Source organism: Citrobacter sp. CK202, from assembly GCF_030333225.1.
In the GTDB taxonomy this organism is placed as follows: Bacteria; Pseudomonadota; Gammaproteobacteria; order Enterobacterales; family Enterobacteriaceae; genus Citrobacter_B; species Citrobacter_B koseri.
The window spans coordinates 66663-92323 of sequence record NZ_JAOWGI010000020.1 but is presented as its reverse complement, the minus strand read 5'-3'; the positions used below and the strand labels follow the sequence as shown (position 1 = coordinate 92323).

General features: G+C 54.4%; 20 protein-coding genes. 10 read left to right on the top strand and 10 right to left on the bottom strand.

From position 1 onward, the window contains the following. Positions 1–235: 235 nt before the first annotated feature. A complete protein-coding gene (mgtA, locus tag OGX84_RS04030; RefSeq protein WP_047463800.1) occupies positions 236–2944 on the bottom strand; it encodes a magnesium-translocating P-type ATPase in 2709 nt (902 codons plus the stop codon). Between the two features lie 143 nt (positions 2945–3087). Continuing rightward, on the bottom strand, positions 3088–3141 hold the full coding sequence (gene mgtL / locus OGX84_RS22745; RefSeq protein ID WP_223849130.1) for a mgtA regulatory leader peptide MgtL: 54 nt from the start codon (positions 3139–3141) through the stop codon (positions 3088–3090). Between the two features lie 226 nt (positions 3142–3367). Here mgtL and treR point away from each other — a divergent pair, with 226 nt between their 5' ends. From treR to OGX84_RS04010, 4 genes are all read left to right on the top strand, one after another. Continuing rightward, positions 3368–4315 (top strand): trehalose operon repressor TreR, encoded by a 948-nt coding sequence (gene treR, locus OGX84_RS04025; RefSeq protein ID WP_012134348.1) that lies wholly within the window; start codon positions 3368–3370, stop codon positions 4313–4315. Between the two features lie 176 nt (positions 4316–4491). After that, positions 4492–5910, top strand: coding sequence for a PTS trehalose transporter subunit IIBC (gene treB, locus OGX84_RS04020; RefSeq protein WP_024130770.1), 1419 nt, complete (start codon positions 4492–4494; stop codon positions 5908–5910). Positions 5911–5959: 49 nt separating this feature from the next. Continuing rightward, the gene (gene treC / locus OGX84_RS04015) at positions 5960–7615 is read left to right on the top strand and encodes an alpha,alpha-phosphotrehalase (protein WP_012134350.1); all 1656 of its coding nucleotides are present in this window, start codon (positions 5960–5962) and stop codon (positions 7613–7615) included. Between the two features lie 197 nt (positions 7616–7812). Continuing rightward, positions 7813–8559 (top strand): oligogalacturonate-specific porin KdgM family protein, encoded by a 747-nt coding sequence (locus OGX84_RS04010; RefSeq protein WP_047459367.1) that lies wholly within the window; start codon positions 7813–7815, stop codon positions 8557–8559. A 4-nt stretch (positions 8560–8563) separates the two neighbouring features. On the opposite strand, the gene OGX84_RS04005 is transcribed toward OGX84_RS04010, so the two are convergent. Next, positions 8564–9223 carry a MurR/RpiR family transcriptional regulator gene (locus OGX84_RS04005; protein ID WP_012134352.1) on the bottom strand — a complete coding sequence of 220 codons (660 nt, stop codon included), beginning with the start codon at positions 9221–9223 and terminating at the stop codon, positions 8564–8566. A gap of 180 nt (positions 9224–9403) precedes the next feature. Between OGX84_RS04005 and OGX84_RS04000 the strand changes: the two genes are divergently transcribed. The 6 genes from OGX84_RS04000 (at position 9404) to nrdG (ending at position 18840) form a co-directional block, all read left to right on the top strand. Continuing rightward, positions 9404–10801 (top strand): PTS fructose transporter subunit IIC, encoded by a 1398-nt coding sequence (locus tag OGX84_RS04000; protein WP_115182056.1) that lies wholly within the window; start codon positions 9404–9406, stop codon positions 10799–10801. Positions 10802–10815: 14 nt separating this feature from the next. Then, the gene (locus OGX84_RS03995; protein WP_112001301.1) at positions 10816–13434 is read left to right on the top strand and encodes a glycoside hydrolase family 38 N-terminal domain-containing protein; all 2619 of its coding nucleotides are present in this window, start codon (positions 10816–10818) and stop codon (positions 13432–13434) included. After that, positions 13431–15140, top strand: a complete 1710-nt coding sequence (locus OGX84_RS03990) for a sugar phosphorylase (protein WP_286457406.1) — start codon at positions 13431–13433, stop codon at positions 15138–15140. Before OGX84_RS03995 ends, OGX84_RS03990 begins: the two co-directional genes overlap by 4 nt. Position 15141: 1 nt before the next feature. Then, positions 15142–15726, top strand: a complete 585-nt coding sequence (locus OGX84_RS03985; protein WP_112001303.1) for a fructose PTS transporter subunit IIA — start codon at positions 15142–15144, stop codon at positions 15724–15726. A gap of 404 nt (positions 15727–16130) precedes the next feature. Beyond that, positions 16131–18269, top strand: a complete 2139-nt coding sequence (nrdD, locus tag OGX84_RS03980; protein WP_047459384.1) for an anaerobic ribonucleoside-triphosphate reductase — start codon at positions 16131–16133, stop codon at positions 18267–18269. Between the two features lie 106 nt (positions 18270–18375). Then, positions 18376–18840, top strand: coding sequence for an anaerobic ribonucleoside-triphosphate reductase-activating protein (nrdG, locus tag OGX84_RS03975; RefSeq protein ID WP_071257371.1), 465 nt, complete (start codon positions 18376–18378; stop codon positions 18838–18840). Positions 18841–18937: 97 nt separating this feature from the next. Here nrdG and OGX84_RS03970 read toward each other — a convergent pair whose 3' ends face one another. Genes OGX84_RS03970 through OGX84_RS03940 form a run of 7 tightly spaced genes read right to left on the bottom strand, consistent with a single transcriptional unit; the run spans position 18938 to position 25659 of the window. Continuing rightward, positions 18938–20848, bottom strand: a complete 1911-nt coding sequence (locus OGX84_RS03970) for a BglG family transcription antiterminator (RefSeq protein ID WP_058668474.1) — start codon at positions 20846–20848, stop codon at positions 18938–18940. A gap of 22 nt (positions 20849–20870) precedes the next feature. Next, entirely contained in the window at positions 20871–21611 is a 741-nt protein-coding gene (gene dagF / locus OGX84_RS03965) for a 2-dehydro-3-deoxy-phosphogluconate aldolase (RefSeq protein WP_047459393.1), read from the bottom strand. Then, complete coding sequence (locus tag OGX84_RS03960; protein WP_071257369.1) at positions 21608–22726, bottom strand: DgaE family pyridoxal phosphate-dependent ammonia lyase; 1119 nt, start codon at positions 22724–22726, stop codon at positions 21608–21610. Before OGX84_RS03960 ends, dagF begins: the two co-directional genes overlap by 4 nt. Beyond that, positions 22710–23843 (bottom strand): amidohydrolase/deacetylase family metallohydrolase, encoded by a 1134-nt coding sequence (locus tag OGX84_RS03955; RefSeq protein WP_112001304.1) that lies wholly within the window; start codon positions 23841–23843, stop codon positions 22710–22712. Before OGX84_RS03955 ends, OGX84_RS03960 begins: the two co-directional genes overlap by 17 nt. A 58-nt stretch (positions 23844–23901) precedes the next feature. Next, positions 23902–24546 carry a DUF4310 family protein gene (locus OGX84_RS03950; RefSeq protein ID WP_012134365.1) on the bottom strand — a complete coding sequence of 215 codons (645 nt, stop codon included), beginning with the start codon at positions 24544–24546 and terminating at the stop codon, positions 23902–23904. 14 nt (positions 24547–24560) lie between these two features. Then, the gene (locus tag OGX84_RS03945; RefSeq protein WP_012134366.1) at positions 24561–25337 is read right to left on the bottom strand and encodes a DUF4311 domain-containing protein; all 777 of its coding nucleotides are present in this window, start codon (positions 25335–25337) and stop codon (positions 24561–24563) included. 22 nt (positions 25338–25359) lie between these two features. Continuing rightward, positions 25360–25659, bottom strand: coding sequence for a DUF4312 family protein (locus OGX84_RS03940; protein ID WP_012134367.1), 300 nt, complete (start codon positions 25657–25659; stop codon positions 25360–25362). Between the last annotated feature and the right edge of the window lie 2 nt (positions 25660–25661).

Below are 25661 nucleotides of genomic sequence, written 5' to 3'. Positions count from 1 at the left end.
AGTATTACGATAATTATGTTCATAAAATATGACTGAATGGAAATATTTTTAGCACGCTGTTTCATTTTTGCAATGAAGGTCTTTTTCCTGATAAAAAGATGTCTGAAAGAGGAGTAAAATTGTGATCCGTCACACTCTTTAGTATTTCAAAAAAAATAAAACAGGAACTTTCGTGAGGATATATTTACGGAGTATAGAAAAGCGTAATGGCTGCCGCAGCAGCCATTATTCTGGATTATTGCCAGCCGTAACGACGGCTATAAAAACCTTTCACTAATTGTGTCAATGTCATATAACCCGCGAGAATAGCGATCAGCCACGGGAAGTAGCTCAGCGGCAGCGCCTGTAATTGCAGATAGCCCGCCAACGGCGAGAACGGCAGCGCGATACCCACCACCATCACCACCAGCGTCATCAGCATCAGCGGCCATGCGGCGCGGCTCTGAATAAACGGTACGCGGCGCGTGCGAATCATATGCACAATCAATGTTTGCGATAACAGCCCGACGACAAACCAACCCGACTGGAACAGAGTTTGCGCTTCCGGCACATTCGCGTGGAATACCCACCACATCAGGCAGAAGGTCAGGATGTCGAAAATCGAACTGATTGGCCCGAAGAAGATCATAAAACGCCCCAGATCGGCGGGATTCCAGCGTTGCGGCTTCTGGATCTGCTCGTCATCCACGTTATCAAACGGGATCGCCACCTGGGATACATCGTACAGCAGGTTCTGAATCAGTAAGTGCAGCGGCAGCATTGGCAGGAAGGGCAAGAATGCGCTCGCCACCAGCACGCTAAAGACGTTACCAAAGTTAGAACTCGCGGTCATTTTGATGTATTTCAGCATGTTGGAGAACGTGCGACGCCCTTCGATAACGCCCTCTTCCAGCACCATCAGGCTCTTTTCCAACAGGATGATATCCGCAGCTTCGCGGGCAATATCCACGGCGCCATCAACGGAAATGCCGATATCTGCCGCACGCAATGCCGGAGCATCATTGATGCCATCGCCCATAAAGCCAACCACATGCCCTTCGCGTTTCAGCAGTGTGACGATGCGCTCTTTGTGCATCGGCGTCAGGCGGGCAAACAGCGTGGTGCGCGCGGCAAGTTCCGCCAGTTCATCATCGCTCAGCCCTTCGATATCACTGCCAGTCACCACATCGCCCGCATCAAGCCCGACTTCATGGCATACTTTCGCCGCCACCAGTTCGCTGTCGCCAGTGAGGATCTTCACGGTAATGCCGCTCTCTTTCAGCGCCTTCAGCGCCGGAGCGGTCGTCTCTTTCGGCGGATCGAGAAACGCAATGTAGCCTTCGAGGATCAGGTCAGACTCATCAATGCGTTGATAATCCCCTTCCCGCGCAGGCAGATACTTCGTGGCAACGGCTACCACGCGCAGCCCCTGGCGGTTCAGCGTATCCGTTACGCGCTTCACCCGGCGCAGCATGTTGTCATCCATCGGCACAATATCGCCATTGTGGCGCACCTGGGTGCAGACGCTGAGGATCTCCTGCAACGCGCCTTTGCACACCAGTTGATGCACATCGGCTTCTTCCGCCACCACTACGGACATCCGGCGACGCTCAAAATCAAACGGGATCTCATCAATTTTCTGCCAGCGCCCGGAGAGCTGACGCGCAGACTCTTCATCCACGCCTTCCAGCACTGCGGTATCCAGCAGATTTTTCAACCCGGTCTGGTAGTGGCTGTTCAGCCAGGCGGAATGCAGCACGCGTTCACTGGGCTTGCCGGAGACATCCGTATGGTTCTCCAGCACAATTTTATCCTGAGTCAGCGTGCCGGTTTTGTCGGTGCAGAGAATATCCATCGCGCCGAAGTTCTGAATGGCGTCCAGGTGCTTAACAATGACTTTTTGCTTCGACAGTTTCACCGCCCCGCGCGCCAGCGTGGAGGTGACAATCATCGGCAGCATTTCCGGCGTCAGCCCTACCGCGACCGAGAGCGCAAACAGCGCCGCTTCCCACCAGTCGCCTTTGGTATAGCCGTTAATGATCAACACGATAGGCGCCATGACCAGCATAAAGCGGATCAACAGCATACTGACGCGGCTGATGCCTTTCTGAAACGCGTTTTGCTCGCTTTCCTGCTCGCTCACGCGGCCAGCCAGTTGACCAAACCAGGTCTCGCCGCCCGTTGCAATGACAATCGCCTGCGCCGTTCCGCTCACCACGTTGGTGCCCATAAAGCACAGCGTGTCGCATTCCAGCGGATTGCTTTGCTTAGGGTCGCGGGTTGTCGCCACTTTTTCTACCGGCAGAGATTCGCCCGTGAGCGAAGCCTGCGCAACAAACAGATCGCGCGCCTGAATAACGCGTAAATCCGCCGGGATCATATCGCCCGCCGCCAGCTTGATAATATCGCCCGGCACCAGTTGGTCGATGGGCAGCTCAACCCAGCTGTTCTCGCCTTTTTCATTGATAACGCGCAGCACCGTAGCGGTATTGCTGACCATCGCCTTCAACGCATCTGCCGCTTTGGTCGAACGCGCTTCCTGCACAAAATTCAGCAGCGTCGAAATCCCGACCATCAGCGCAATAACGCCTGCGGCAAACAGATCTTCCGTGGCATAGGAGATGACGCCGAGAATGGTCAGCAAGATATTGAAAGGGTTGCGATAGCAGACCCACAGGTGTCTCCACCACGGAGTCGGCTTCTGTGTGGGCAGCTGATTTTCACCGTATTTCTCGCGCGCATCCTCCACCTCTGCGACATTCAGCCCCTCAGGATGCGCATCGAATGCGCGCCAAAGCGCCGCTTCTTCCATCACCGCCATTTTCAGGCAGCGATCGCTCAATGACGGGGGAATCGGAGTATTCGCAACGCTCTGCGCACTGGGCAGAGGGTCACGATGCACCAGACGATGAGGTAAATGACGGTTAAGGCGGGCAAACAGCTCGCGGGTGATATTTTTCAGCATAAGCAGTCCCTCCGCGCCGAAAAAGCGGCGCAGAAACATCTCTCAGGCGCGGCAAAGCCTTACCTGACGATAATTTAAAGCGATAACAGGGACGTCGGGAACGTCACTGCCTTACGTATCCGGTAAGACAGTGAAAAACAGGCTTACCGGAAAGGGCTATTTCTCCATCGCGGGAGAGGGGTGGGTTCGGGATCCATGCAGCCTCCGGTAAGTGAATGATTGGCGCCGCGCATTATACGCAGAAAACCATAAGGTTTGTGGCAATTATGGCGGTATGATACCGCCGTGTAATTAAACCAAACGTATACACAAAAACATTTAGCTTGAAGGATGAAGCGTATAAACCAGACTTTACCCATTGCCCCTGGCTTGAGTAAAGTTACTCTTTTTGACACAACTTGATGCGCACCACGGGAAAACAGGATGCAGAATCGGCTGACCATTAAAGACATTGCCCGCTTAAGCGGCGTAGGGAAATCCACCGTTTCCCGTGTGCTCAACAACGAAAGCGGGGTAAGTGAACGGACTCGTGAACGTGTGGAAGCCGTAATGAATCAACATGGTTTTTCCCCTTCCCGTTCCGCACGCGCCATGCGCGGGCAAAGTGATAAAGTGGTCGCCATTATCGTTACCCGTCTGGATTCCCTGTCAGAAAACCTCGCCGTCCAGACCATGCTGCCCGCATTTTACGAGCAGGGTTACGATCCCATCATGATGGAGAGTCAGTTCTCGCCAGAACTGGTAGAAGAACACCTGGGGATGCTCAGACGGCGTAATATTGACGGCGTGGTGCTGTTCGGTTTTACCGGTATTTGCGAGGAGATGCTTGCGCCCTGGCAGGCCTCGCTGGTGCTGCTGGCAAGGGACGCCAGTGGTTTTGCGTCGGTGTGCTATGACGACGAAGGCGCTATCCATACCTTAATGCAGCGTCTGTATGACCAGGGACATCGGGCGATCAGCTTTCTCGGCGTGCCTCACAGCGACGTCACGACCGGTAAGCGCCGTCACGAAGCCTATCTGAGTTTCTGCAAAAAAAATAAACTGCACCCTGTCGCCGCTCTGCCTGGCCTGGCGATGAAACAAGGCTATGAGCACGCTGCGGATGTCATTACACCAGACACCAGCGCGCTGGTCTGCGCGACCGATACGCTGGCGCTGGGCGCCAGTAAATATTTACAGGAACAGCGTATCGATTCTCTGCAACTGGCGAGCGTCGGGAACACGCCGCTGATGAAATTTCTCCACCCGGAGATTATCACGGTTGATCCCGGTTACGCTGAAGCCGGGAAACAAGCGGCCTTACAGCTGATCGAGCAAATCAACGGCCGCAGCGATCCCCGCCAGATCGTCATTCCGTCTACCCTCTCCTGATTCTTTTCTGAACGGTAATTTGTGATCTTCGCTGCGTTTCGGGAACGTTCCCATTTTTTAATATTCACCGAAGATATACTCTTGCGCCAACAACGTAAGAGCTGCCGGATGGCGACGCTAAAGCGTCTTATCATCCGGCTTACAGGGACACATTTCATCTGCCACGGGGCTTTATGATGAGCAAAGTAAAACAAGCTGATATAGACCAGCTGATTGAACTGGTCGGCGGGCGAGACAATATCGCCACGGTGAGCCACTGCATTACTCGCCTGCGCTTTGTGCTGAACCAGCCAGCAAATGCCAGACCGAAAGAAATTGAACAATTACCGATGGTTAAAGGCTGCTTCACCAACGCCGGGCAGTTCCAGGTGGTGATTGGCACTGACGTTGGCGACTACTACAACGCGCTGCTGGCGACCACCGGTCAGGCGCACGCCGACAAAGAGCAGGCTAAAAAAGCCGCGCGGCAGAATATGAAATGGCACGAGCAGTTGATCTCCCACTTCGCTGAGATCTTCTTCCCGCTGCTGCCTGCGCTGATCAGCGGCGGTCTGATCTTAGGTTTTCGCAACGTGATCGGCGATCTGCCGATGAGCAACGGCCAGACGCTGGCGCAGATGCATCCCGCGCTGAAAACGATCTACGACTTCCTGTGGCTGATCGGCGAAGCGATCTTCTTCTACCTGCCGGTCGGGATCTGCTGGTCTGCGGTGAAGAAAATGGGCGGCACGCCGATCCTCGGTATCGTACTCGGCGTAACGCTGGTGTCGCCGCAGTTGATGAACGCCTATCTGCTGGGCCAGCAGGCTCCTGAAGTGTGGGACTTCGGCATGTTCAGCATTGCGAAAGTCGGCTATCAGGCGCAGGTCATCCCGGCATTGCTGGCGGGTCTGGCGCTCGGCTTTATTGAAACGCGCATGAAGCGCATCGTGCCGGATTACCTCTATCTGGTGGTGGTGCCGGTATGCTCGTTGATCCTCGCGGTCTTTCTCGCACACGCCTTTATCGGCCCGTTTGGCCGCATGATTGGCGATGGCGTGGCCTTTGCGGTGCGCCATCTGATGACCGGGAGTTTCGCCCCTGTCGGCGCGGCGCTATTCGGCTTCCTGTATGCTCCGTTGGTCATTACCGGCGTACATCAGACTACGCTGGCTATCGATATGCAGATGATTCAGAGCATGGGCGGTACGCCGGTATGGCCGTTGATTGCGCTGTCGAATATCGCCCAGGCTTCCGCTGTGGTGGGCATTATTATCTCCAGCCGTAAGCACAACGAACGCGAAATTTCCGTTCCGGCCGCCATCTCCGCCTACCTCGGCGTGACCGAACCGGCGATGTACGGCATCAACCTGAAATACCGCTTCCCGATGCTGTGCGCCATGATCGGCTCTGGCCTCGCCGGGTTGTTATGCGGCCTGAACGGCGTCATGGCGAACGGGATCGGCGTCGGCGGCTTGCCGGGCATCCTTTCTATCCAGCCGAGCTACTGGCAGGTGTTTAGCATGGCGATGGCGATCGCGGTCGTCATCCCAATCGTGCTGACTTCCGTTATCTATCAGCGTAAATACCGTCAGGGCACGTTGCAGATTGTCTGATTCTTCTTCGGGGCGCAGTTGCGCCCCATCGCATATGTAGGTTACAAGCATGAATACCCTTCCCCACTGGTGGCAAAACGGCGTTATTTACCAGATCTATCCCAAAAGTTTTCAGGACACGACCGGCAGCGGAACCGGCGATTTACGCGGCGTTACGCAGCGTCTTGATTACCTGCAAAAACTGGGGGTGGATGCTATCTGGCTGACGCCATTCTATGTTTCACCGCAGATTGATAACGGCTACGACGTCGCGAACTACACCGCCATCGACCCGGCCTACGGCACGCTGGATGATTTTGACGAACTGGCGGCGCAGGCCAAAGCGCGCGGCATCCGCATTATTCTGGATATGGTGTTTAACCACACCTCCACGCAGCATGCCTGGTTCCATAACGCGCTGAATAAAGAGAGTCCGCACCGGGAGTTTTATATCTGGCGCGACGGTACGCCGGATGCGCCGCCCAATAACTGGCGCTCCAAATTTGGCGGTAGCGCCTGGCGCTGGCATGCCCAGAGCGAACAGTATTACCTGCACCTTTTCGCCCCGGAACAGGCCGACCTGAACTGGGAAAATCCGGCGGTACGCGCTGAGCTGAAAAAAGTGTGTGAATTCTGGGCCGATCGCGGCGTGGACGGGCTGCGCCTGGATGTCGTGAACCTCATCTCCAAAGATCAGCGTTTCCCGAACGATCTGGACGGCGATGGTCGCCGCTTTTACACCGACGGGCCGCGCGCGCATGAGTTCTTGCACGAGATGAACCGTGACGTTTTTACTCCGCGTAACCTGATGACGGTGGGCGAAATGTCATCCACCACCCTGGAAAACTGTCAGCGGTATGCCGCTCTCGATGGCAGCGAACTGTCGATGACCTTTAACTTCCATCATCTGAAAGTCGATTATCCCGGCGGCGAGAAATGGACGCTGGCAAAGCCGGATTACGTGGCGCTAAAAGCACTGTTTCGCCACTGGCAGCAGGGGATGCATAACGTTGCCTGGAATGCCCTGTTCTGGTGTAACCACGATCAGCCGCGTATCGTGTCGCGCTTTGGCGACGAAGGCGAACTGCGGGTTCCGGCGGCGAAGATGCTGGCGATGGTGCTGCACGGTATGCAGGGTACGCCCTATATCTACCAGGGCGAAGAAATTGGCATGACGAACCCGCATTTCTCCCACATCACCGATTACCGTGACGTGGAAAGCCACAACATGTTTGCCGGGCTGCGCGCCCAGGGCCGGGAAGCCAATGATTTACTGGCTATTCTTGCCAGCAAATCCCGCGATAACAGCCGCACGCCCATGCAGTGGGATAGCAGCGCGAATGCAGGGTTTACGCAAGGCGAGCCGTGGATCAACCTCTGCGATAACTATGCGGACATCAACGTGGCGGCGGCGCTAAATGATGAAGACTCGGTGTTCTACACCTATCAAAGACTGATTGCCTTGCGCAAAACAGAGCCGGTCTTAACCTGGGGGAATTATCAGGATCTGCTGCCGGACAGCCCGCATGTATGGTGCTATCGCCGCGAATGGCAGGGGCAGCGGCTACTGGTGGTCGCCAACCTGAGCAACGCCTGTCAGGCCTGGTTGCCAGAGCATCACGAAGGAAACTGGCAGGCGCTGATGCACAACTACGACGAGGTTGCCACCCGCCCTGCCGCCATGACGTTACGCCCGTTTGAGGCCGTCTGGTGGTTGCAAAAGTAATCACAACGGGATACGGACAGACCTGTCTGTATCCCGGATTATTCAGCCCACAGATATTTTCTCCGTCTTTCTGACAACGTAAAAAAATGCCGCGTATAGTGATACTTAGAATGTACCATCATAAAATTTACACGCGCTAAAGAATAAAACAAAAATAGACCTGCCACTGACACTTATCATATAACCGGCAGGATATCATGAATAAACCTCTTATTAAGTTAAGTTTACTTTCAGCTTTACTCATTAGCAGCCAGGGATGGTGCGGTAATACCTCTGTTGATTTGCGTTTTGGTCATAATACCAATTCAGAAGCTAATGATTCCAGAATTAAAGTCATGCACCAGGCCGACAATGGTTTTTATTTCTCCGTTGAAGCTGCGCAAAACCATAACGATACGTTTTTTGGCGATACCGATCGCTACAGTTCCGATGATAAAGGCGTGACCGAAGCGGCCCAGGAAATAGAAACTCGCTGGCGCTTTGATTTAGGTGACGGTTACTCGGTCGCACCGGGGATGGTCACCGTATTTACGTCCAGTAATACCCATTATCGCCCTTTTATTCAGGGCTGGAAATCCTTCGATAATGGCCTTAACCTTTCCGCCCGTTATCGTTACAACACGGTGAACGATGCGCACAGCGACAGAGAGTTAGACGGCAGCGGTTATACACGTCGTGAATCTCATCAGTTCGATATATGGTTTGCCTACAATATTGGTAACTTTGGCATGTCTTATAACCCCCGTTTCCGCTATCAGGATGGCGTTGATCAGGGGACGGGCGACGATACTTACTGGGAACATACCCTCGCGTTCAACTACAAACTGGACGATGGCTGGACGCCGTACGTCGAGCTGGTCTCTCTTGATAAAACCTATATCAATGACGACGGTCATCATGAAAATGATTACGCCGTACGTCTTGGTATCGTAAAACAGCTTTAACGCGCTATGCCGCATCGTATTGCAGCAGATAACATCCGATGCGGTCTACTACCGTCAGCAGTTCCAGCTGGCCTTCTCGTTGATATAACGAGATTGCGTCAATATCAATATCCAGAGGCCAGCATAATGTTGAAATCGTCGCTAACGTGGATTCTCGTTTTGTAATCGCAATGATTTTTAATCCCTTACGTAACGCGTTTCGCGCCATTTCGACTAACGACGCCGTTTCACCCGATTTGCTGATCAACACCAGCGTACCTTTAGAGACACGCGTCAGCTGATGAACATCATTGAGAATGAGGTGCGGTAAGCTCGCCAGCGACAAAAAACGCGACAAATAATTCAGGCTGGTCAATGACGCGCCGCGCGCATATAAGAAGATATGGCTGGAATTAACCAGTATGTTGCACAGTTGTGTAATGGTCTCTTCTTTTTCATCACCAACAACATATCTTACGGGTTCGGCTATTAACCTGTCGCGAGAAAACTGATACCGTAGCTCGGTATAGCTCCGGTATCCCATTTTTTTACACACCCGATTAACGGATGTTGTAGTGGTGAATGTTTCGCTCGCAATCACCTTAGCTGAAATACCCGATATTTCATGAGCATGACACTGAATATACTCAAATATTAATCTTTCACTACCCTGAAAGGAATTCATAAAACCCACCCTTAACCTACGAATATAATATATTCTATCAATATCGTATTTATAACACTGGAATGCGAATCACACTCTATTCAACAGGTATGGTGATACGCAATTAGTACCATCAAACATTTTATTGCCTTTTTTATTTCTCTTTATAATTTCTGCAATTCTATTGTTAGGGGTTTTACAATGACAAGGCAAAAAGTCGTCGCGATAACGGCATGCCCGACCGGCATCGCTCATACCTTTATGGCTGCCAACAAAATTGCAGCGTGGGGAGAAGAAAATAACGTCATCGTCAAAGTGGAAACACAAGGAAGCGATGGCGTCAAAAACAAGCTTTCCCGGCAAGATATTGCCAGCGCAGATGCCGTCATTCTGGCAATCGATGTTCCCATCCAGGACGCTGAACGATTCGATAACGTTCCTCATCTCAAAATACGCACTCAGGAACTGATCAAAAATACCGATCGTTACCTGCGTCAGGCGCTGGCGATGGATAAAACCGTAACGGCCGCGTGTGAAGAACAGGAAGAGGCTCGCTCCGCCTGGCAGATCTTCATCGGCCATATTATGGCGGCGATCAGCTATATGCTCCCGGTCGTCGTCCTCGGCGGATTACTGATGGCGGTCGCCAAAATAACCGGGCAGTTCATTCCAATTGCCGGTACGCCGTTCGAGGTGCTGGATAAACTGGGCTTTATGGTGATCAAGTTCATGTACCCGGTTTTTGCCATGTACCTCGCGTTCTCTATTGCCGGTAAACCTGCGCTGATCCCCGGACTTATCGGCGGCATTATGTCCGACGAGGTCTATAAACGCTTTTTTGATCTCGACGGTTTTATGCCTTCAGGCTTCTTCGGCGCCATCGCCATCGGCTTTTTTGTCGGTCATCTGGTGCAGTGGCTCAACAATACCATTAACGTTCGCGCCCAGCTTACCACCATTAAAACGATGCTTATCGTGCCGCTGTGTACCGGCATTACGCTCGTCATCGTTATGCAGTACCTGATCAACCCCTTCTTTGGCGCAATCAACCAGGCGATGGTCGAGTTTTTCACCTCCGCTGGCGACACCGGGCGCGGTTTTTACGCCATGATGATCGCCGCAGGGACGGCCTTCGACCTCGGCGGCCCCATCAATAAAGCCGCTGGTTCGGTGGCACTGGGGCTTAACGGCGTCAGCGAAACCTTCGATTTAACCGCCAGAGAGCTGGCGATCGTCATTCCATCTATCGGCGTCGGCCTGGCGGCGTTGCTGAATAACCGTTTTGGCCTGCCCAACGTGTTTAGCAGCGAAGAAAAAACCGTCGGCGGTACGTCTTTACTGCTGGGATTCATTGGCATTTCAGAAGGCGCCATTCCTTTCATCCTGAAAAATCCACGCCTGATTCCGGTCTTTATGGTCGGCGCGATGTCCGGCGCGCTTATTGCTATCGCACTCGGCGTGAAGCAATCGCTGCCGTTGCCTGCCATCTGGGGATGGCCGCTGGCGACAAATGTCACAGGGTATCTGATCAGCGTGTTTGCCGGTTCTCTTGTATGCGCGCTGGGCGTGCTCTTCGCCAGCCCTAAGATCGCCAAATAATTCAGGAAGTAGAAATGAGCAACATTCACGTCATCGCCCATACGCACTGGGATCAGGAATGGTATTTCACCTTGCAGGATAGCAATATTCTCGCGTCCTGGAATTTTGCGGATGTGATCCGAACCCTGGAACAGAACCCTGCGTATACCTGTTACCACTTCGACGGCCAAACGGCTGTCGTGGAAGATTTCCTGGCCGTCAATCCTCAATACTGCGAGCGGCTGAAACAGCTGGTCGCTGACAGACGGCTTTTTATCGGCCCGTGGTACACCCAGACGGATACGTATAATGTTCATGGCGAATCCATCATTCGCAACCTGAAATACGGGATACTTTCCGCGCGTAAACTGGGCCATGCCATGATGGTCGGCTATTTACCCGATACGTTCGGCCATAACAGCCAGCTCCCGACCCTGCTTCGCGGGTGTAACCTTGATAACATCGTTTTCTGGCGGGGCATCAACCATGATACGCAGGTTGAAAAGAGTCAGTTCATCTGGCAAGCGCCATCCGGCGCGCAGGTTATCGCTTGCGCCATGCCCTTCGGCTATGGCGCGGCAAAAAATATTCGTGCAGACGACGCGCATCTGCACGACAAAATATTCCCAATCGTTAACCACATCCGCCAACGCTCCGGCCTGAACGATCTGCTCCTGCCCTGCGGCGGCGACCAGGTCAATATTGATCCCCATCTGCCGGAGATACTGCGTATCGCCAGCGCATGTTCCCCTGAGGGAGATCGTTTTCAGATCTCCTCTCTGGAAGCGTACATTGACCACCTTCGACAACAGGCATCAGGATATGATCGCTGGCAAGGGGAATTAAAATCTCCCCGCTATACCCGCATTCATAAAACAATCGGTTCAGTACGTTACGACATCAAAAAGAAGAATTATGACGTTGAACAGTTCCTGTTAGGCAAGCTCGAACCCACCATTGCGCTGGCGCGTTATCAGGGCATTGAAGTCAACGTGCAATGGGTTGACCAGATATGGAAAAACCTTCTGCGTAATCATGCGCATGATTCCATCGGCGGGTGTAACAGCGATGCCACCAATCGCGATATTCTCCATCGCCTTGAGCAAACGGAACAGCTTAGCCATAGCCTGTGGAATCTGGTCGTAAAAGAACTGGCGACCGCCAGTTGTGAAGAGGGCGATCTTTTCGTCATCAACCCCAGCGCCACCGCCTGGTCGGGCATTATCAAAGCCACATTATATAGCCGTACGGCCGGTATTGAACTCAGCCATCATGCGCGTCCTCTTCCGTTCAGCGTTCTCGAACGCACGCAGGTCTCCGGCGGGCGCACGGTTCAGGTTACTGTGCAGGGCGAAAAAGAGGTCGAACTTCCGCCTTATTACCGCTGGCAGGTCGCTATTGACGCGCCAGCGTTACCGCCGCTGGGTTATACCCACATTCAGGTGCAGGAATCGTCACGCATCGCGCCTGCAATGCGCAACTGCGCTGAAAGCGCCATTGAAAACAACGATTACCGGCTGGTGCTGCATGCCGGTTCGCTGTCGCTTCATGATAAGCGCAACGGCCGGGTAATATCCGACCTGCTGGCCTTTGAAGACTGTGCGGATGCGGGCGATAGCTATGACTTTTCGCCGCTGGAGGGCGATGTTCCGCAGCGCTGCCACACATTTACGCTTATTGACTGCGAGAAAGGCCCGCACATTGAACGGATGACGCTAAGCGCCACGCTGATGCTGCCCCCTTCGCTGGCGGCGCGAGCGGCGCAGGATGTTCAGCCCTACCCTGTACGCCTTGTCTGCGAGCTTCGCCAGCATGACGCTCAGCTTTTTATCGACGTTTCGCTGGAAAACACCGTCTGCGATCACCGCCTGCGCTTACTCATCAACAGCGATATTCGCACCACGGAATCCATCGCCTCTCAGCCCTTTGCCGTCATCCGGCGTCCTGTTGCCGATGCGCCAGCCGACTGGCGTCAGCACTATCGGGAAAAGCCGGTCGATATTGAAACCAGCGAGGGCATTATCGCCATCGAGGAAAACAACCGCTCGCTCATCATCAATAGCCTGGGCATGAAAGAGTTTCAGATATGCCAGAACGGGACGGCGCAGATAGCGTTAACGTTGTTTAAATCAACGGGAGTCCTGGGACGTGACGATCTTGACTGGCGACCCGGACGCGCTTCCGGCATTAATAATACCGTCGTCAACACGCCCGACGCGCAGCTGCTTAAACCGCTGCATTTCAGCCTGACGCTGGCGCTCGCCGATCGGGCCGCCCCTGTGACGTTAAGGCATCTTGAAACCCGCGTGACGCGCCAGCCATACACCTGGCAAAATCAGACGTTGAACACGCTGGACAACCGCCTGGAGCGTTTTACGCTCAATTTTGCTTCGCGCTCGCTGCCGGAAACATTCAGTCTGCTGACGCTTCCCGAACCGCTGATGCTTTCCGCAATCCCCCATGCCCATACGGTAGACGGAACAATCATTCGCATTTTCAATGCCGGAGAGCACCCGGTGCCGCTCCCGCCTTCGCTAAGAAATATTCCGCAGATCAATTATCTGGAAGAACCTGTCGCAGATTGCACCACCATTTTGCCTTGCAGTACGTGTGATTTTCTTTTTACTCATCAGGAGCGTAACGAAAAAGTATGAGCCAGAACGCCCATCATACCTTCATCAAAAACACGTTAGCTCAGCTTTATCCCCATGCGGATCGGTACGCGCTGGCGGCGAAAATCGAGCAACTCTGCCAACGCTGGAAGCTACGGGAGCAAACCGCTGCGCCTTTGGATCAGAGCCGGGTGTGGATGATTGCTTATGGCGACAGTATCCATAGCGGGGACACAAACGCTCTTGCCTGTCTGCATCAGTTTTCGACACGCTGGCTTAAAGGCGTCATCAGCGACATTCATCTGCTGCCCATGTTCCCGTGGACATCTGATGATGGCTTCAGCGTTAAAGATTATCGCCACATTGCGCCAGAGTTAGGCCAGTGGTCAGACATTGCAGCGCTGGCAGGCGATTTTAATCTGATGTTTGATTTCGTGATTAACCATATCTCTCAGCAAAGCCGCTGGTTCCAGGGCTATTTACACGGCGAACCGCGTTATCAGCACTACTTTATTAGCGCCGACCCTGACGATGACTACCATCTTGTCACGCGTCCACGCGCCCTTCCCCTGCTTACGCCATTCAAGCGCAAAACGGGGGAAACCGTACAGATCTGGACGACATTCAGCGCCGATCAGATCGATCTGAATTTCCGGGAACCTGACGTGTTACTGGAAAGTATCGACATCCTGCTGGAATACGCGGCGCGCGGCGCGCGCGCAATCAGACTCGATGCGATCGGTTTTTTGTGGAAAGAGCGAAACAGCACCTGTATTCACCTGCCGCAGACGCATCTGATCGTTAAACTCTGGCGCGCCATTCTGGATACGACCTGGCCTGACTGCCTGTTGATTACGGAAACCAACGTCCCGCATCAGGAAAATATCAGCTACTTCGGCAACGGCGATGAAGCTCACATGGTGTATCAGTTCCCCTTGCCGCCGCTGACGCTCCATGCCTTTTTACGCGGTAACGCACGCTGGTTACGCCAGTGGGCGCAACGTCCGGAACAGGATGCGTTTCCCGACAAGACGACCTTTTTTAATTTCCTCGCCAGCCACGACGGCATCGGGCTGCGTCCCGTGGAAAATCTCCTTTGCGCAGAAGAGCGGCAGTTTCTGATAAGCGAGGTAGAACGCAAGCAGGGGCGTATTTCATGGAAAACCAACCCTGACGGCAGCCAGTCGCCGTATGAACTTAACATCAACTTTCTGAGCGCATTGAGCGAGCCAGGGGAAAGTCCCGACGACCAGCTCGCCAGATTCACCGCCGCGCACGCCATCCTCTTTATGCTGCGGGGCGTGCCTGCGATCTATTATCACAGCCTCTTCGGCAGTGAAAATGACAACGCCGGGCTGCTCGAATCGGGCATAAATCGCCGCATTAACCGGGAAAAACTGGACGCTGCCACGCTCCATGAGCAGTTGCTCTCGCCGGAAACGAGACAATCCCGAATCTACGCGTCTCTGGCGAAGTTAGCGCATATACGCCAGCAGCATCCCGCATTTTCTCCGTTCGCCTTGCAGCGCGTTCCTGAATTGCCTGACGCGCTCTTTGGCGTCGTTCGCCAGCATCTTACAGAAGGCGAAACGCTGTACTGCGTCGTGAACGTCACAGGAATACCACAATCACTTTCACTGCCTGTCACAGGAACAGATCTGCTGACGGGCGCAGCATTCAACGGCGCTTGCGAGCTTTCCGGCTGGCAAACGGTATGGATTCTCGCTGATACGCAACCGGAGGCATAACATGGAGTTGTCCGCGCTTACGCATTCTGAACTGATTTTTATCGATCCGCCGCACCGCACTCCTGAAGCGGTGATCGGGGAGATGTCCGCTGCCCTGTTCAGGCAGGGCCTGATCAACGACAAGGCGATGTTTATTGATAGCGTCCTGCGCCGTGAAAGCGAAGGGCCCACGGCGTTGGGAGAGTCGCTGGCTGTTCCACATGGGAAATGCGGCTCGGTTGTCCAGGCCGCATTTAGCGTCGCCCTGTTTCGCCAGCCCGTCATGTGGCCGGGTCTTGAGGGGGACGAGGAGGTTCAGTTGGTATTTCTGCTGGCGATTCCCCCAGAAGAAGCAGGCAGTACGCATATGCAATTATTAACCCGGCTGACCTCATCTCTGGTGGACGATAAAGTGCGTGAATCACTCATCAACGCTTCCTCTGCCGAAGAGGTGCTTGCGCTGCTCTCGCCAGATGCGCCTTCGGTTTCGCCAGAACCCGCCATTGCGGTGAAAAACACCCGGCTTGTCCCCCTGGTTTTGGGGATCGTCGCTGTTGCTGCATTTATCAATGCGGGTATTCACTGGATGAACGCAACAGTGCAATAACCCCTCCTGCGTCAAACCGGTCGTTTCTTTTCGCGCCGGTTTGACGAACGCCTGGCTTAACGCCCGAATTTTGTTGAATTTTTACGCAATTTTTAAGTCCAAAAATTTACATTAAGCGCAAGCGCCCGCCATTCGTACTCTTAAATTTTTACTTTGTTCTGAATCAATAAAATCGTAAACATCTTTGATGCAAATCACTACATATAGAACTTAAAATGCAACCCGACCCAATATGTTGTATTAATCGACTACAATTGCTACAAACACAACACGACGCCATAACGGTGATGTTGTGGATAACGTGGGTCGGGATTGCGGGAAGTCGTTGGATAGAGAGATGAATAAACCCACGCAGACTTCCTCAGCCTCTGTGGATAACCTGTTCTTATAAATATGGAGTGATCATGACACCGCATGTGATGAAACGAGATGGCTGTAAAGTGCCGTTTAAATCAGAGCGCATCAAGGAAGCCATTCTGCGTGCAGCTAAAGCAGCGGGAGTCGATGACGCAGATTACTGCGCCACCGTCGCAGAAGTCGTTAGTAACCAGATGAATGAGCGCAGCCAGGTTGATATCAACGAGATCCAGACAGCCGTTGAGAACCAGCTGATGTCCGGGCCGTACAAACAACTCGCTCGCGCTTACATTGAATACCGCCATGACCGTGATATTCAACGTGAAAAACGTGGCCGTCTGAACCAGGAAATTCGTGGCCTGGTTGAGCAAACCAACTCCGCGCTGCTGAACGAAAACGCCAACAAAGACAGTAAAGTGATCCCGACCCAGCGCGATCTGCTGGCCGGTATCGTGGCGAAACACTACGCCCGTCAGCATCTGCTGCCGCGTGATGTGGTACAGGCGCACGAGCGCGGCGACATTCACTATCACGATCTCGACTATTCTCCGTTCTTCCCGATGTTCAACTGTATGCTGATCGATCTGAAAGGCATGCTGACGCAGGGCTTTAAGATGGGGAATGCGGAAATCGAGCCGCCGAAATCCATCTCCACCGCCACGGCCGTAACCGCGCAAATCATCGCGCAGGTCGCCAGCCATATTTATGGCGGCACCACCATCAACCGTATTGATGAAGTGCTGGCGCCGTTTGTTACCGCCAGCTTCAATAAACACCGTAAGACCGCCGAAGAGTGGCAGATCCCGGACGCTGACGGCTACGCGCACGCCCGTACCGAGAAAGAGTGCTACGACGCTTTCCAGTCTCTGGAATACGAAGTGAATACGCTGCACACCGCCAACGGACAGACGCCGTTCGTCACCTTTGGTTTTGGCCTCGGCACCAGCTGGGAATCGCGCCTGATTCAGCAATCCATCCTGCGTAACCGTATCGCAGGTCTGGGTAAGAACCGTAAAACCGCTGTGTTCCCGAAACTGGTGTTTGCGATTCGCGACGGTCTGAACCACAAGTTTGGCGATCCAAACTACGACATCAAACAGCTGGCGCTGGAGTGCGCAAGCAAACGCATGTATCCAGACATCCTGAACTACGATCAGGTGGTGAAAGTGACCGGTTCGTTCAAAACGCCAATGGGCTGTCGCAGCTTCCTCGGCGTCTGGGAAAATGAGAACGGCGAACAGGTTCACGATGGCCGCAACAACCTGGGCGTCATCAGCCTCAACCTGCCGCGTATCGCGCTGGAAGCCGGTGGCAATGAAGCAACGTTCTGGAAGCTACTGGACGATCGCCTGGTGCTGGCGCGTAAGGCGCTGATGACCCGTATCGCCCGTCTGGAAGGCGTGAAAGCCCGCGTTGCGCCAATCCTTTATATGGAAGGCGCCTGTGGTGTCCGCCTGAAAGCTGACGATGACGTTTCCGAGATTTTTAAAAATGGCCGCGCGTCAATTTCGCTGGGCTATATCGGTATTCACGAAACCATCAACGCGCTGTTTGGCGACAAACATCTGTACGACAGCGAAGCGCTGCGCGCTAAAGGTATCGCCATTGTCGAACGCCTGCGTCAGGCGGTGGATCAATGGAAAGACGAAACCGGCTATGGCTTCAGCCTGTACAGCACGCCGAGCGAGAACCTGTGCGACCGCTTCTGCCGTCTGGATACCGCTGAGTTTGGCGTCGTGCCGGGCGTGACCGATAAAGGCTACTACACCAACAGCTTCCACCTCGACGTGGAGAAGAAGGTGAACCCGTACGATAAAATCGATTTCGAAGCGCCGTATCCGCCGCTGGCGAGCGGTGGCTTCATTTGCTACGGCGAATACCCGAACATTCAGCACAACCTGAAAGCGCTGGAAGACGTCTGGGATTACAGCTATCAGCACGTGCCGTATTACGGAACCAACACGCCAATCGATGAGTGTTACGAGTGCGGCTTTACCGGCGAGTTCGAGTGCACCAGCAAAGGGTTTACCTGCCCGAAATGCGGTAACCACGACGCCGCGCGTGTTTCAGTCACCCGCCGCGTATGCGGTTATTTAGGCAGCCCGGATGCGCGTCCGTTTAACGCCGGTAAGCAGGAAGAAGTGAAGCGCCGCGTTAAGCATTTAGGCAATGGGCAGATCGGTTAATCCGCTGTCACGTTAATGCCCGGTGGCGCTACGCTTACCGGGCCTACGGACTGCACTCTTACTGTAGGCCGGGTAAGCGTAGCGCCACCCGGCGTGGTTACAGACTATGAACTTTCACCAGTACTACCCCGTCGACATCGTCAACGGCCCCGGCACGCGCTGTACTCTTTTTGTTTCCGGGTGCGTACATGAATGCCCTGGGTGTTACAACAAAAGCACCTGGCGGCTCAATTCGGGTAAACCGTTTACGAAAGAGATGGAAGACCAGATCATTAACGATCTGAACGACGCGCGGATTAAACGCCAGGGGATCTCATTGTCTGGCGGCGATCCGCTGCATCCCCAAAACGTACCGGACATTCTGAAACTGGTGCAACGCATTCGCGAAGAGTGCCCCGGCAAAGACATCTGGGTATGGACGGGTTATAAGCTGGATGAACTCAACGCCGCGCAAATGCAGGTTGTGGATCTGATTAACGTGCTGGTCGACGGTAAATTCGTACAGGATCTTAAAGACCCGATGCTGATCTGGCGCGGCAGCAGTAACCAGGTCGTCCATCATTTACGTTGATCGCACTCTTTAACGCCGTTTCTCTGCTTCAGGATAAACAAATGTAATGCGTTATAGCATTACATTTGCATTAACATTCATTTCTGGAAAACGCCTCTCAAAAACGGCTCACGCACTCCATCGCTACCGCTTTGAACTCGGCAAAATTCTGGCTGGCGCAGAGTCGCGTCATGGCGCGCTCACGCAGGAAAGTGACAAAAATATCGTAGATCGCCATTGCTTCTTCATACTCGCTTTTACTGATGGCGAGTAAAAAGATGACGTGCGCCGTCTCATCTCCCCAGACGATGCCCTGCGGCGCGAGCACGGTATAGACCACCGTTTTCTTCGCCAGCAATCCCAGGGCGTGCGGCAGGGCGATGCTGTCGCCTAACATCGTGCTGACAATGGCCTCACGCTCAACCACCGAGTCGAGAAACTCCGCATCCACAAACCCCTCGCTTTGCAGCTGATCGCACAATGTCTTAAACAGCGTCTGCTGATCCATTGCACCGTCGATAATGCGAAAGTGAGCGGCGTCGAAGTATTTGTTCAGCATCCACGGGCGGGTTCTGTCCACCAGCACCAGCTTGCCGATCTGCTCCAGCTGGTAGTCGGTAGGGAATGGCGCAATCATGACCACCGGCTTATCTTTTTCGCTGACGCGCGCGGTAGAGATGACAAAATCTTCGGCAATGCTGTCCCGCTGCTCATAGTCACGCAGAGTCAGGGTTCTCACGATCTCAATCTGCGGATATTTCCGCGCCAGCACCGCTTCGATCATGCGTACCATCGCATTTCCCGCGTCACATACCAGCAGGATTTTAGGCTGCCGTTGGTAACCGATGTTGTAACTACGCTCCAGCCCAACGCCGATATGCAATACCAGAAAACCAATCTCGTTTTCGCTGATGGTATATGGCGTGTATTTTCCCCAACCCGACACGGCCGCCAGCGTCATATCCCACGCCATAGGGTAGTGCTGCTTAATGTTTTCCAGTAGCGGATTGGGGATCATTATCTGATAGCGCACCCGCGTGATCATCGTTTTGATGTGGGTGAGCAGGTCGGCGTGTAACTGTTTGTCATTCAACAGGTTATAGTTGTACTGCGTGTTGATAAAACGGAGGATATAGTTAACCAGCGCTTCATCGTCATCGGCATTGATGGCGCTGGGAGCAATCTCCTGCACCTGCCGTGCGGCAATGTGTACCTTCAGCCAGTTCTCTTCAGACGCCGACAGCGGTTTATCCGCCAGGTGTTGCAGCACCGCCGCAATATCCCGCGCCGCGAAGCAGACGTTGTCCTCCACCTCTTCCGTGGTAAATTCTGACAGCGGATACCCTTCGCTGATGCGCCGTACCGCGACGGCGCAATACAGGCGTAAAAACAGCTCGCCTTCATCTGTCAGACGGATACGAAAACGGGTAAATATTTCCTGCAAAATCGGCTGCAATTGCTCCGGTACGCCCGCGTTAAGCGCTTCTTCCACAATCAACGGGTTCGCCGGGTCCTGCTGCGCCAGCGTCCACAGGAGATCGGTCAGACACGCGCGGATCGCCATTTCGCTGCCGAACAATTTCATGCCGTGGCGCGGGCGGGTTTCCAGCGTCAGATGATAGCGGCGCAGCCACTCGCGAACTTCCGCCATATCATTTTGCAGCGTCGCACGGCTGACGAACCACTCATCCGCCAGATCTTCCAGTTTGAGCGAGAAAGCGGACGTCAGGAAACGAACCACCAGATAGTGCACCCGTTCCTGGCTGGTTCGCGGGATGCGCAGCGTACTCGGCTGCTGCTCCCGCAGGGTTTGATAGCGGGTCGGATCGTCAATTCGGAGCTGATAACCGTTGCCCCGGCTCAGAACAAACTGCGCGCCATACTGCGTCAGCAACGCATTCAACGCAGTAATGTCCGCCCGCACGGTGCGCGTGGAAACCGACAACCGCTGCGCCAGCTCATCCTGCGGCAGCGTCTCGTTTTGCAACATATCAAACAGCTGTGCCAAACGTTGGTTGGGGAATCGCACGTCACTTACCTCACTCTTGCTATTAACCTACGCACGTCCGGGTAATGGCCAACAGCTGGCGTACATCGTCTGGACGGGTGTTGCCACTCACCTTATCAATAATCGAACTATAAATGTGAGGAATGATTTTGCTGACGCCGGCATCAAGCGCAATCTGCAAAATCTCGCCAAAGTTTTCCAGATCGATACCGCCAGTCGGCTCCAGCCAGAAGTCGTGACGGGCGCAGGCTTCCGCTACCGCTTTGTACTCATCACGGCATTTCAGGCCGCCCATCGGGAAGTATTTAATCGAGCTGCCGCCCATGTCTTTCAGCAGGGCAATCGCCGTCTCAACGGGAACAATGCCGTCCGGCGTTTTGCTGCTCAGCGGGCCGGTAGAAATTTTCACTCTGCCCGGCGTCCCCGTCGGGGAGACCAGACCGTTAACGACCGTTTCACTCTGCCCCAGCAGCGCGCGGCTGGTCGCCACGCCGGTAAAGACCTGATTAACGTGCTGCGGCTGCACCTGACGAGAGATTTCGCTCACCATCGCCGACTGGTTCGGATCGCCAGCCCCCAGGCCAACAGAGAGGGCATTGTCGATAAGCGCCGCATATTCGCGCATATCCGCCACCGCGCTATCGACATCCGGGTAATTTTTGGAGAGCACGCCGACCAGCACATGGCCTTCCGCCGCCGCATAAATCTCACGGGCGTTCTCTTTGGAACCCGCCAGAACGTTCAGACAAACGCGGTCACGGTAAAAGTTAGGGGTCAGTTTCATGCTTTTTTCTCCTGATTAATCACGTCGCGAATGCGGCGTGCCACAATCTCCAGTTGCACCTGATTTACGCTGCGGACATCCGCCTCAATAATGCCTTCGTTAGCTTTGTAGCCACGGAAATAGATGGCGTACTCACCCTGTTTGAGGGCTTCCACCAGATCGCCGGTGGCAATGCCGGTCACGGCCTCATCGAATTTAATTTCCGTTCGCGCGATATCGCGTCCGGCGCTGTCCCACACCACGCGGGCGCTCACGCCATTAAGCGCATTCAGCGCATCAATAAACGGCGTCATTTTTTCGACCATCTCCGCGCCGCTCTCTTTCTGCGCGTTCAGGTAGAGTTCGATGGCGCAGGTCAGCCCGAGGATGCCCTCTTTGCCGACTTTCATGGCGCGGCCAATGCCCGCCGTCTGGCGTTTCACCCACTCGACGTACTGAGTTTTACCGATCACCAGACCGCTGGTCGGCCCTTCAATCGCTTTCGCGCCGCTGTAGATCACCAGATCCGCGCCGACGCGGTAGTAACACTGCAAATCCTCTTCTGCCGCCGCATCCACAATCAACGGTAAATTGTGCGTACGCGCGACTACCGCCGCCTGCTCTACGCTGAGCATGCTTTTCTGCACGCAGTGGTGAGATTTGATATAGAGGATCGCCGCCGTGCGCGGAGTGATCGCCGCCGCAAGCTGCGCTGCGGAACATTCGTTGGCATAACCGGCTTCGACCAGCTTACCGCCGCCCAGCGCCACCATCGTGCCAACCGGCGCGCCAAAGTTAACGTTGTGCCCTTTCGGCAATACAATTTCGTTATTCTCGATTGGAGTAACATGCAGGTTTTCCAGCAGCCAGTCGCTGTCCTGAACCAGTACCGCCGCTACCGACTGGGCAATCCCCGCCGAGGCGCAGGAGACGACCGTCGCCCCTTCCACATCCAGCAGTTTTGCAATGTACTCCCCGGTTTTATTGACCAGATCTTTCATCTCAAAGTACTGGTTCATGCCATCCATTGCCGCCTGCACCACTTCCGGGCGCGGGGTGGAAACACCGAGCGCGGTCATGCGCCCTGATGTATTAATCACTTGTTTCAGATTGTATTTTTCATAAATCGAAGTCACGTTCAGCACTCCCTTGTTCGGTTACATAGCCCTTACCCGCACGGATGGCGGCAAGCGGCACCAGCAATTTTTCAGCCTGTAAGCTGTCGTTTTCAGCGTCCACCAGCACGGTTGGCTGGCGCCTGAGCGTAAAGAGGGTCAAGTCGGCGTCCAGACCTGGCTCAAGGCGGCCTTTGCTTTTCAGGTTCAGGCCATCAGCAGCATTTGCCGTCACACAGTCGATGACCTGCGGCAGCGTCATGCCGATGGCGAGGAATTTCGACATCACGTTGGCAAGCGAATAAACCGGGCCATTGATGCGGTTACGACAGTAGATATCCGAGCTGATGGTGTGCGGCAAAATGCCTAAGCTAATCGCGCGCTGCGCGACCGCAAAGCTCAGGCTGGCAGTGCCGTGACCAACGTCCAGGCGCACGCCGCGCTGTAGCGCCCGGGTGATTGACGCGCGCAGCTCACCGTCCGGCGTCAGAATGCGATTAGGTTTGCCGTTATAGCAGTGAGTGATGATATCGCCCGCCGTCAGACGCTCAGCGATCTCATCCAGATCCGGCGGGTTGTTGCCGATGTGTACCATCAACGGCAGATCGCCGTTCTCTTTCTGCATCGCTTTGGCGCATTCCAGCGGCGTAATGCCGTTTTCACCCACCACGCTGCTGCTCATTCGCGCCTTCAGGCCCACAATGAAATTCGGATGGCGTTTCACCGCCTGTTTCACGGCGTCCGCATCGACATTGGCCATATTCGCCAGTTCGTTTTGTGCGATCAGTCCTACGCGGGAGATATTCAGCAACGCATAAACTTCAGTGGCCGCTTCACGGGTCAGCGTGTAGAAATCATCAATGTCGTCTGCGCCGGTACTGCCCGCATCAACAACGGTGGTGACGCCTGTCGCAATACCGACGCTGTCCGGCTCATCGTGATAAATCGGGGATTTCGGATAGCAGTGGACGTGGGAATCAATCCACCCTGCGCTAACGTAATACTCGCCGCGCAGATCGACGGTTTTCGCCGCCGGTTGCTGGATATTGCCCAGCGCGGCAATTTTGCCGTCCTTCAGGGCGATATCACTCACCGTATCGTCAACCAGACGCGCACGGCGCAGGAGTAAATCATACATCGCTCTCTCCTTTGCCGGATGGCGGCGTAACCGCCTTATCCGGCCTACAAATCAACAGTTAGCTAATGGCAATCGGGAAGATCGAACCTAAAATCATGGCGCCGAGGATCGCGCCGCCGGTGATCGGCTTCTGCCAGAGATAGAACAGCAACGCCCCCAGCAAAGAACCCACGCCGATTGGAATCGAGGCGGTCATCGCGCTGAGGATGATCAGCGGCCCCAGGAAGCGGCCTGACGCATTACCCGCCCCCATCATCACGTCCGCCCCGTAGGTGGAGTCGCTCTGATTGATGGTGAACTTACGCGCCAGAATGATGACGTAGCCAATTGCCAGACCAATCACCAGACCGGTGATTAACGAGGCGACAAAGTTAGCGACCGGGAAAACGATCCCTGCGCCCAGCAGCAGCGCCGGAACCCCAAGACCGACGCCGGTCTGGATCGCCCCGCCGATGTCCAGAATCCCCACCAGCGACCCTTCGATAATGCGGGCAAACAGGAAGCTTGCGCCAAACGCGGCCACCGCACCGTAAACGCCGGTGTCCATCCCCGCTTTCAGCATTGCCACAAAGGCCACTTCGTTAAACGCGCCGATACCGTACAGGTAGTACATATGCGTCCCGGCAAAAACGCCGGATGAGAGCAAGCCTACAAAGATCGGGAACGACCAGTCGGCATACCAAAAACCTTTATTCTGTTCCATTATGATGGCCTCCGTTATTTGCCGCTGAGCGAGCCGTGGATCAGTTCGAGCCAGTTCGGCACGGTCATATTGAAGGATTCGATCATCTTCATGTCGAAGCCGCGGAAGAAGCCGCTCAGGACAAACAGCGCCACAATGGCGACCATCATCACTTTGGTGACGTGGTTCCAGCCGCTCTCTTCAACGCCTTTGCCGATCAGAATACCCAGCACCAGACCCGGAACGGCGTTACCCATGATCAGCTGCGCCGCGCCGCCAAACACGGTGGCCCAGAAGCCTGATTTTTTCCCGGCGTCGATCGCCGCCAGCCAGAAGATAACCGGCATCACGGTATTCACCAGCAGGTTAGCCGCAGGCACCAATACCTTAACGGCGGTGACCTGCAACGCTTCCGGTACGGAAGAGGCGGTAAGGTTGAGGAAGGTCACGACGATCATGCCGATGATGCCGCAGGCAATCGCCATTTTCTTCGGATCGTGCAGCGTCTCGCCGACATTGCGGTTTTTGATCATCAGCGCTGCCGCGCCCCAGTTCGGGATGATGCGGTGATCGACATCCTGTGTGAACGAACCCGCCGCAACGGATGAGGCCCAGGCGTTGAAGAAGAAGCCCAGACCGAAGGAGAAGTGAGAAGCCGGGTCCCCTTCACAGGAGTTCAGTTCCCCCAATGTACGAAACGCGCCCATACCCTGTGTAGTCGGCGCATGAAACATGCGTGCAGCCCCGGCGCCCACACCGACGCCGACCAGGCCACCAATGATGAGCGATTTTATTAATATTATCAGGAACATATTTATGCCTTTTAATAAAGAATCAGCGTTGCGCGACGAAGTCCACCTTGTCGAGATTGATGGCAGTCACGTTGACGGTCACTTCCAGCTCCACGCTGTAGGTGCGTCTTTCCCGGCGCAAAAAGACAAATAAAAACGCTTCTTTGCGCACCGTTTCACGCGCTTGAACAACCTGCACATCCTGTGGCTCAATACGCAATAAAATATGCGGCGATGCTTTCATCACCGCGCCCTGAACGTGGTTCAGGGCATCGGCAAAGGCGCGCGCTTTGGCTTCGCCTTTACCGGTGACTCTCACCGTAGTGGTGAATTGTTCTTTCATAC

Excerpts from the sequence above, each read along its gene's own strand:
- mgtA (WP_047463800.1), bottom strand. The coding sequence starts at position 2,944 with ATGCTGAAAAATATCACCCGCGAGCTGTTTGCCCGCCTTAACCGTCAT.
- treR (WP_012134348.1), top strand. The coding sequence starts at position 3,368 with ATGCAGAATCGGCTGACCATTAAAGACATTGCCCGCTTAAGCGGCGTA.
- treB (WP_024130770.1), top strand. The coding sequence starts at position 4,492 with ATGAGCAAAGTAAAACAAGCTGATATAGACCAGCTGATTGAACTGGTC.
- treC (WP_012134350.1), top strand. The coding sequence starts at position 5,960 with ATGAATACCCTTCCCCACTGGTGGCAAAACGGCGTTATTTACCAGATC.
- OGX84_RS04010 (WP_047459367.1), top strand. The coding sequence starts at position 7,813 with ATGAATAAACCTCTTATTAAGTTAAGTTTACTTTCAGCTTTACTCATT.
- OGX84_RS04005 (WP_012134352.1), bottom strand. The coding sequence starts at position 9,223 with ATGAATTCCTTTCAGGGTAGTGAAAGATTAATATTTGAGTATATTCAG.
- OGX84_RS04000 (WP_115182056.1), top strand. The coding sequence starts at position 9,404 with ATGACAAGGCAAAAAGTCGTCGCGATAACGGCATGCCCGACCGGCATC.
- OGX84_RS03995 (WP_112001301.1), top strand. The coding sequence starts at position 10,816 with ATGAGCAACATTCACGTCATCGCCCATACGCACTGGGATCAGGAATGG.
- OGX84_RS03990 (WP_286457406.1), top strand. The coding sequence starts at position 13,431 with ATGAGCCAGAACGCCCATCATACCTTCATCAAAAACACGTTAGCTCAG.
- OGX84_RS03985 (WP_112001303.1), top strand. The coding sequence starts at position 15,142 with ATGGAGTTGTCCGCGCTTACGCATTCTGAACTGATTTTTATCGATCCG.
- nrdD (WP_047459384.1), top strand. The coding sequence starts at position 16,131 with ATGACACCGCATGTGATGAAACGAGATGGCTGTAAAGTGCCGTTTAAA.
- nrdG (WP_071257371.1), top strand. The coding sequence starts at position 18,376 with ATGAACTTTCACCAGTACTACCCCGTCGACATCGTCAACGGCCCCGGC.
- dagF (WP_047459393.1), bottom strand. The coding sequence starts at position 21,611 with ATGAAACTGACCCCTAACTTTTACCGTGACCGCGTTTGTCTGAACGTT.
- OGX84_RS03955 (WP_112001304.1), bottom strand. The coding sequence starts at position 23,843 with ATGTATGATTTACTCCTGCGCCGTGCGCGTCTGGTTGACGATACGGTG.
- OGX84_RS03950 (WP_012134365.1), bottom strand. The coding sequence starts at position 24,546 with ATGGAACAGAATAAAGGTTTTTGGTATGCCGACTGGTCGTTCCCGATC.
- OGX84_RS03945 (WP_012134366.1), bottom strand. The coding sequence starts at position 25,337 with ATGTTCCTGATAATATTAATAAAATCGCTCATCATTGGTGGCCTGGTC.
- OGX84_RS03940 (WP_012134367.1), bottom strand. The coding sequence starts at position 25,659 with ATGAAAGAACAATTCACCACTACGGTGAGAGTCACCGGTAAAGGCGAA.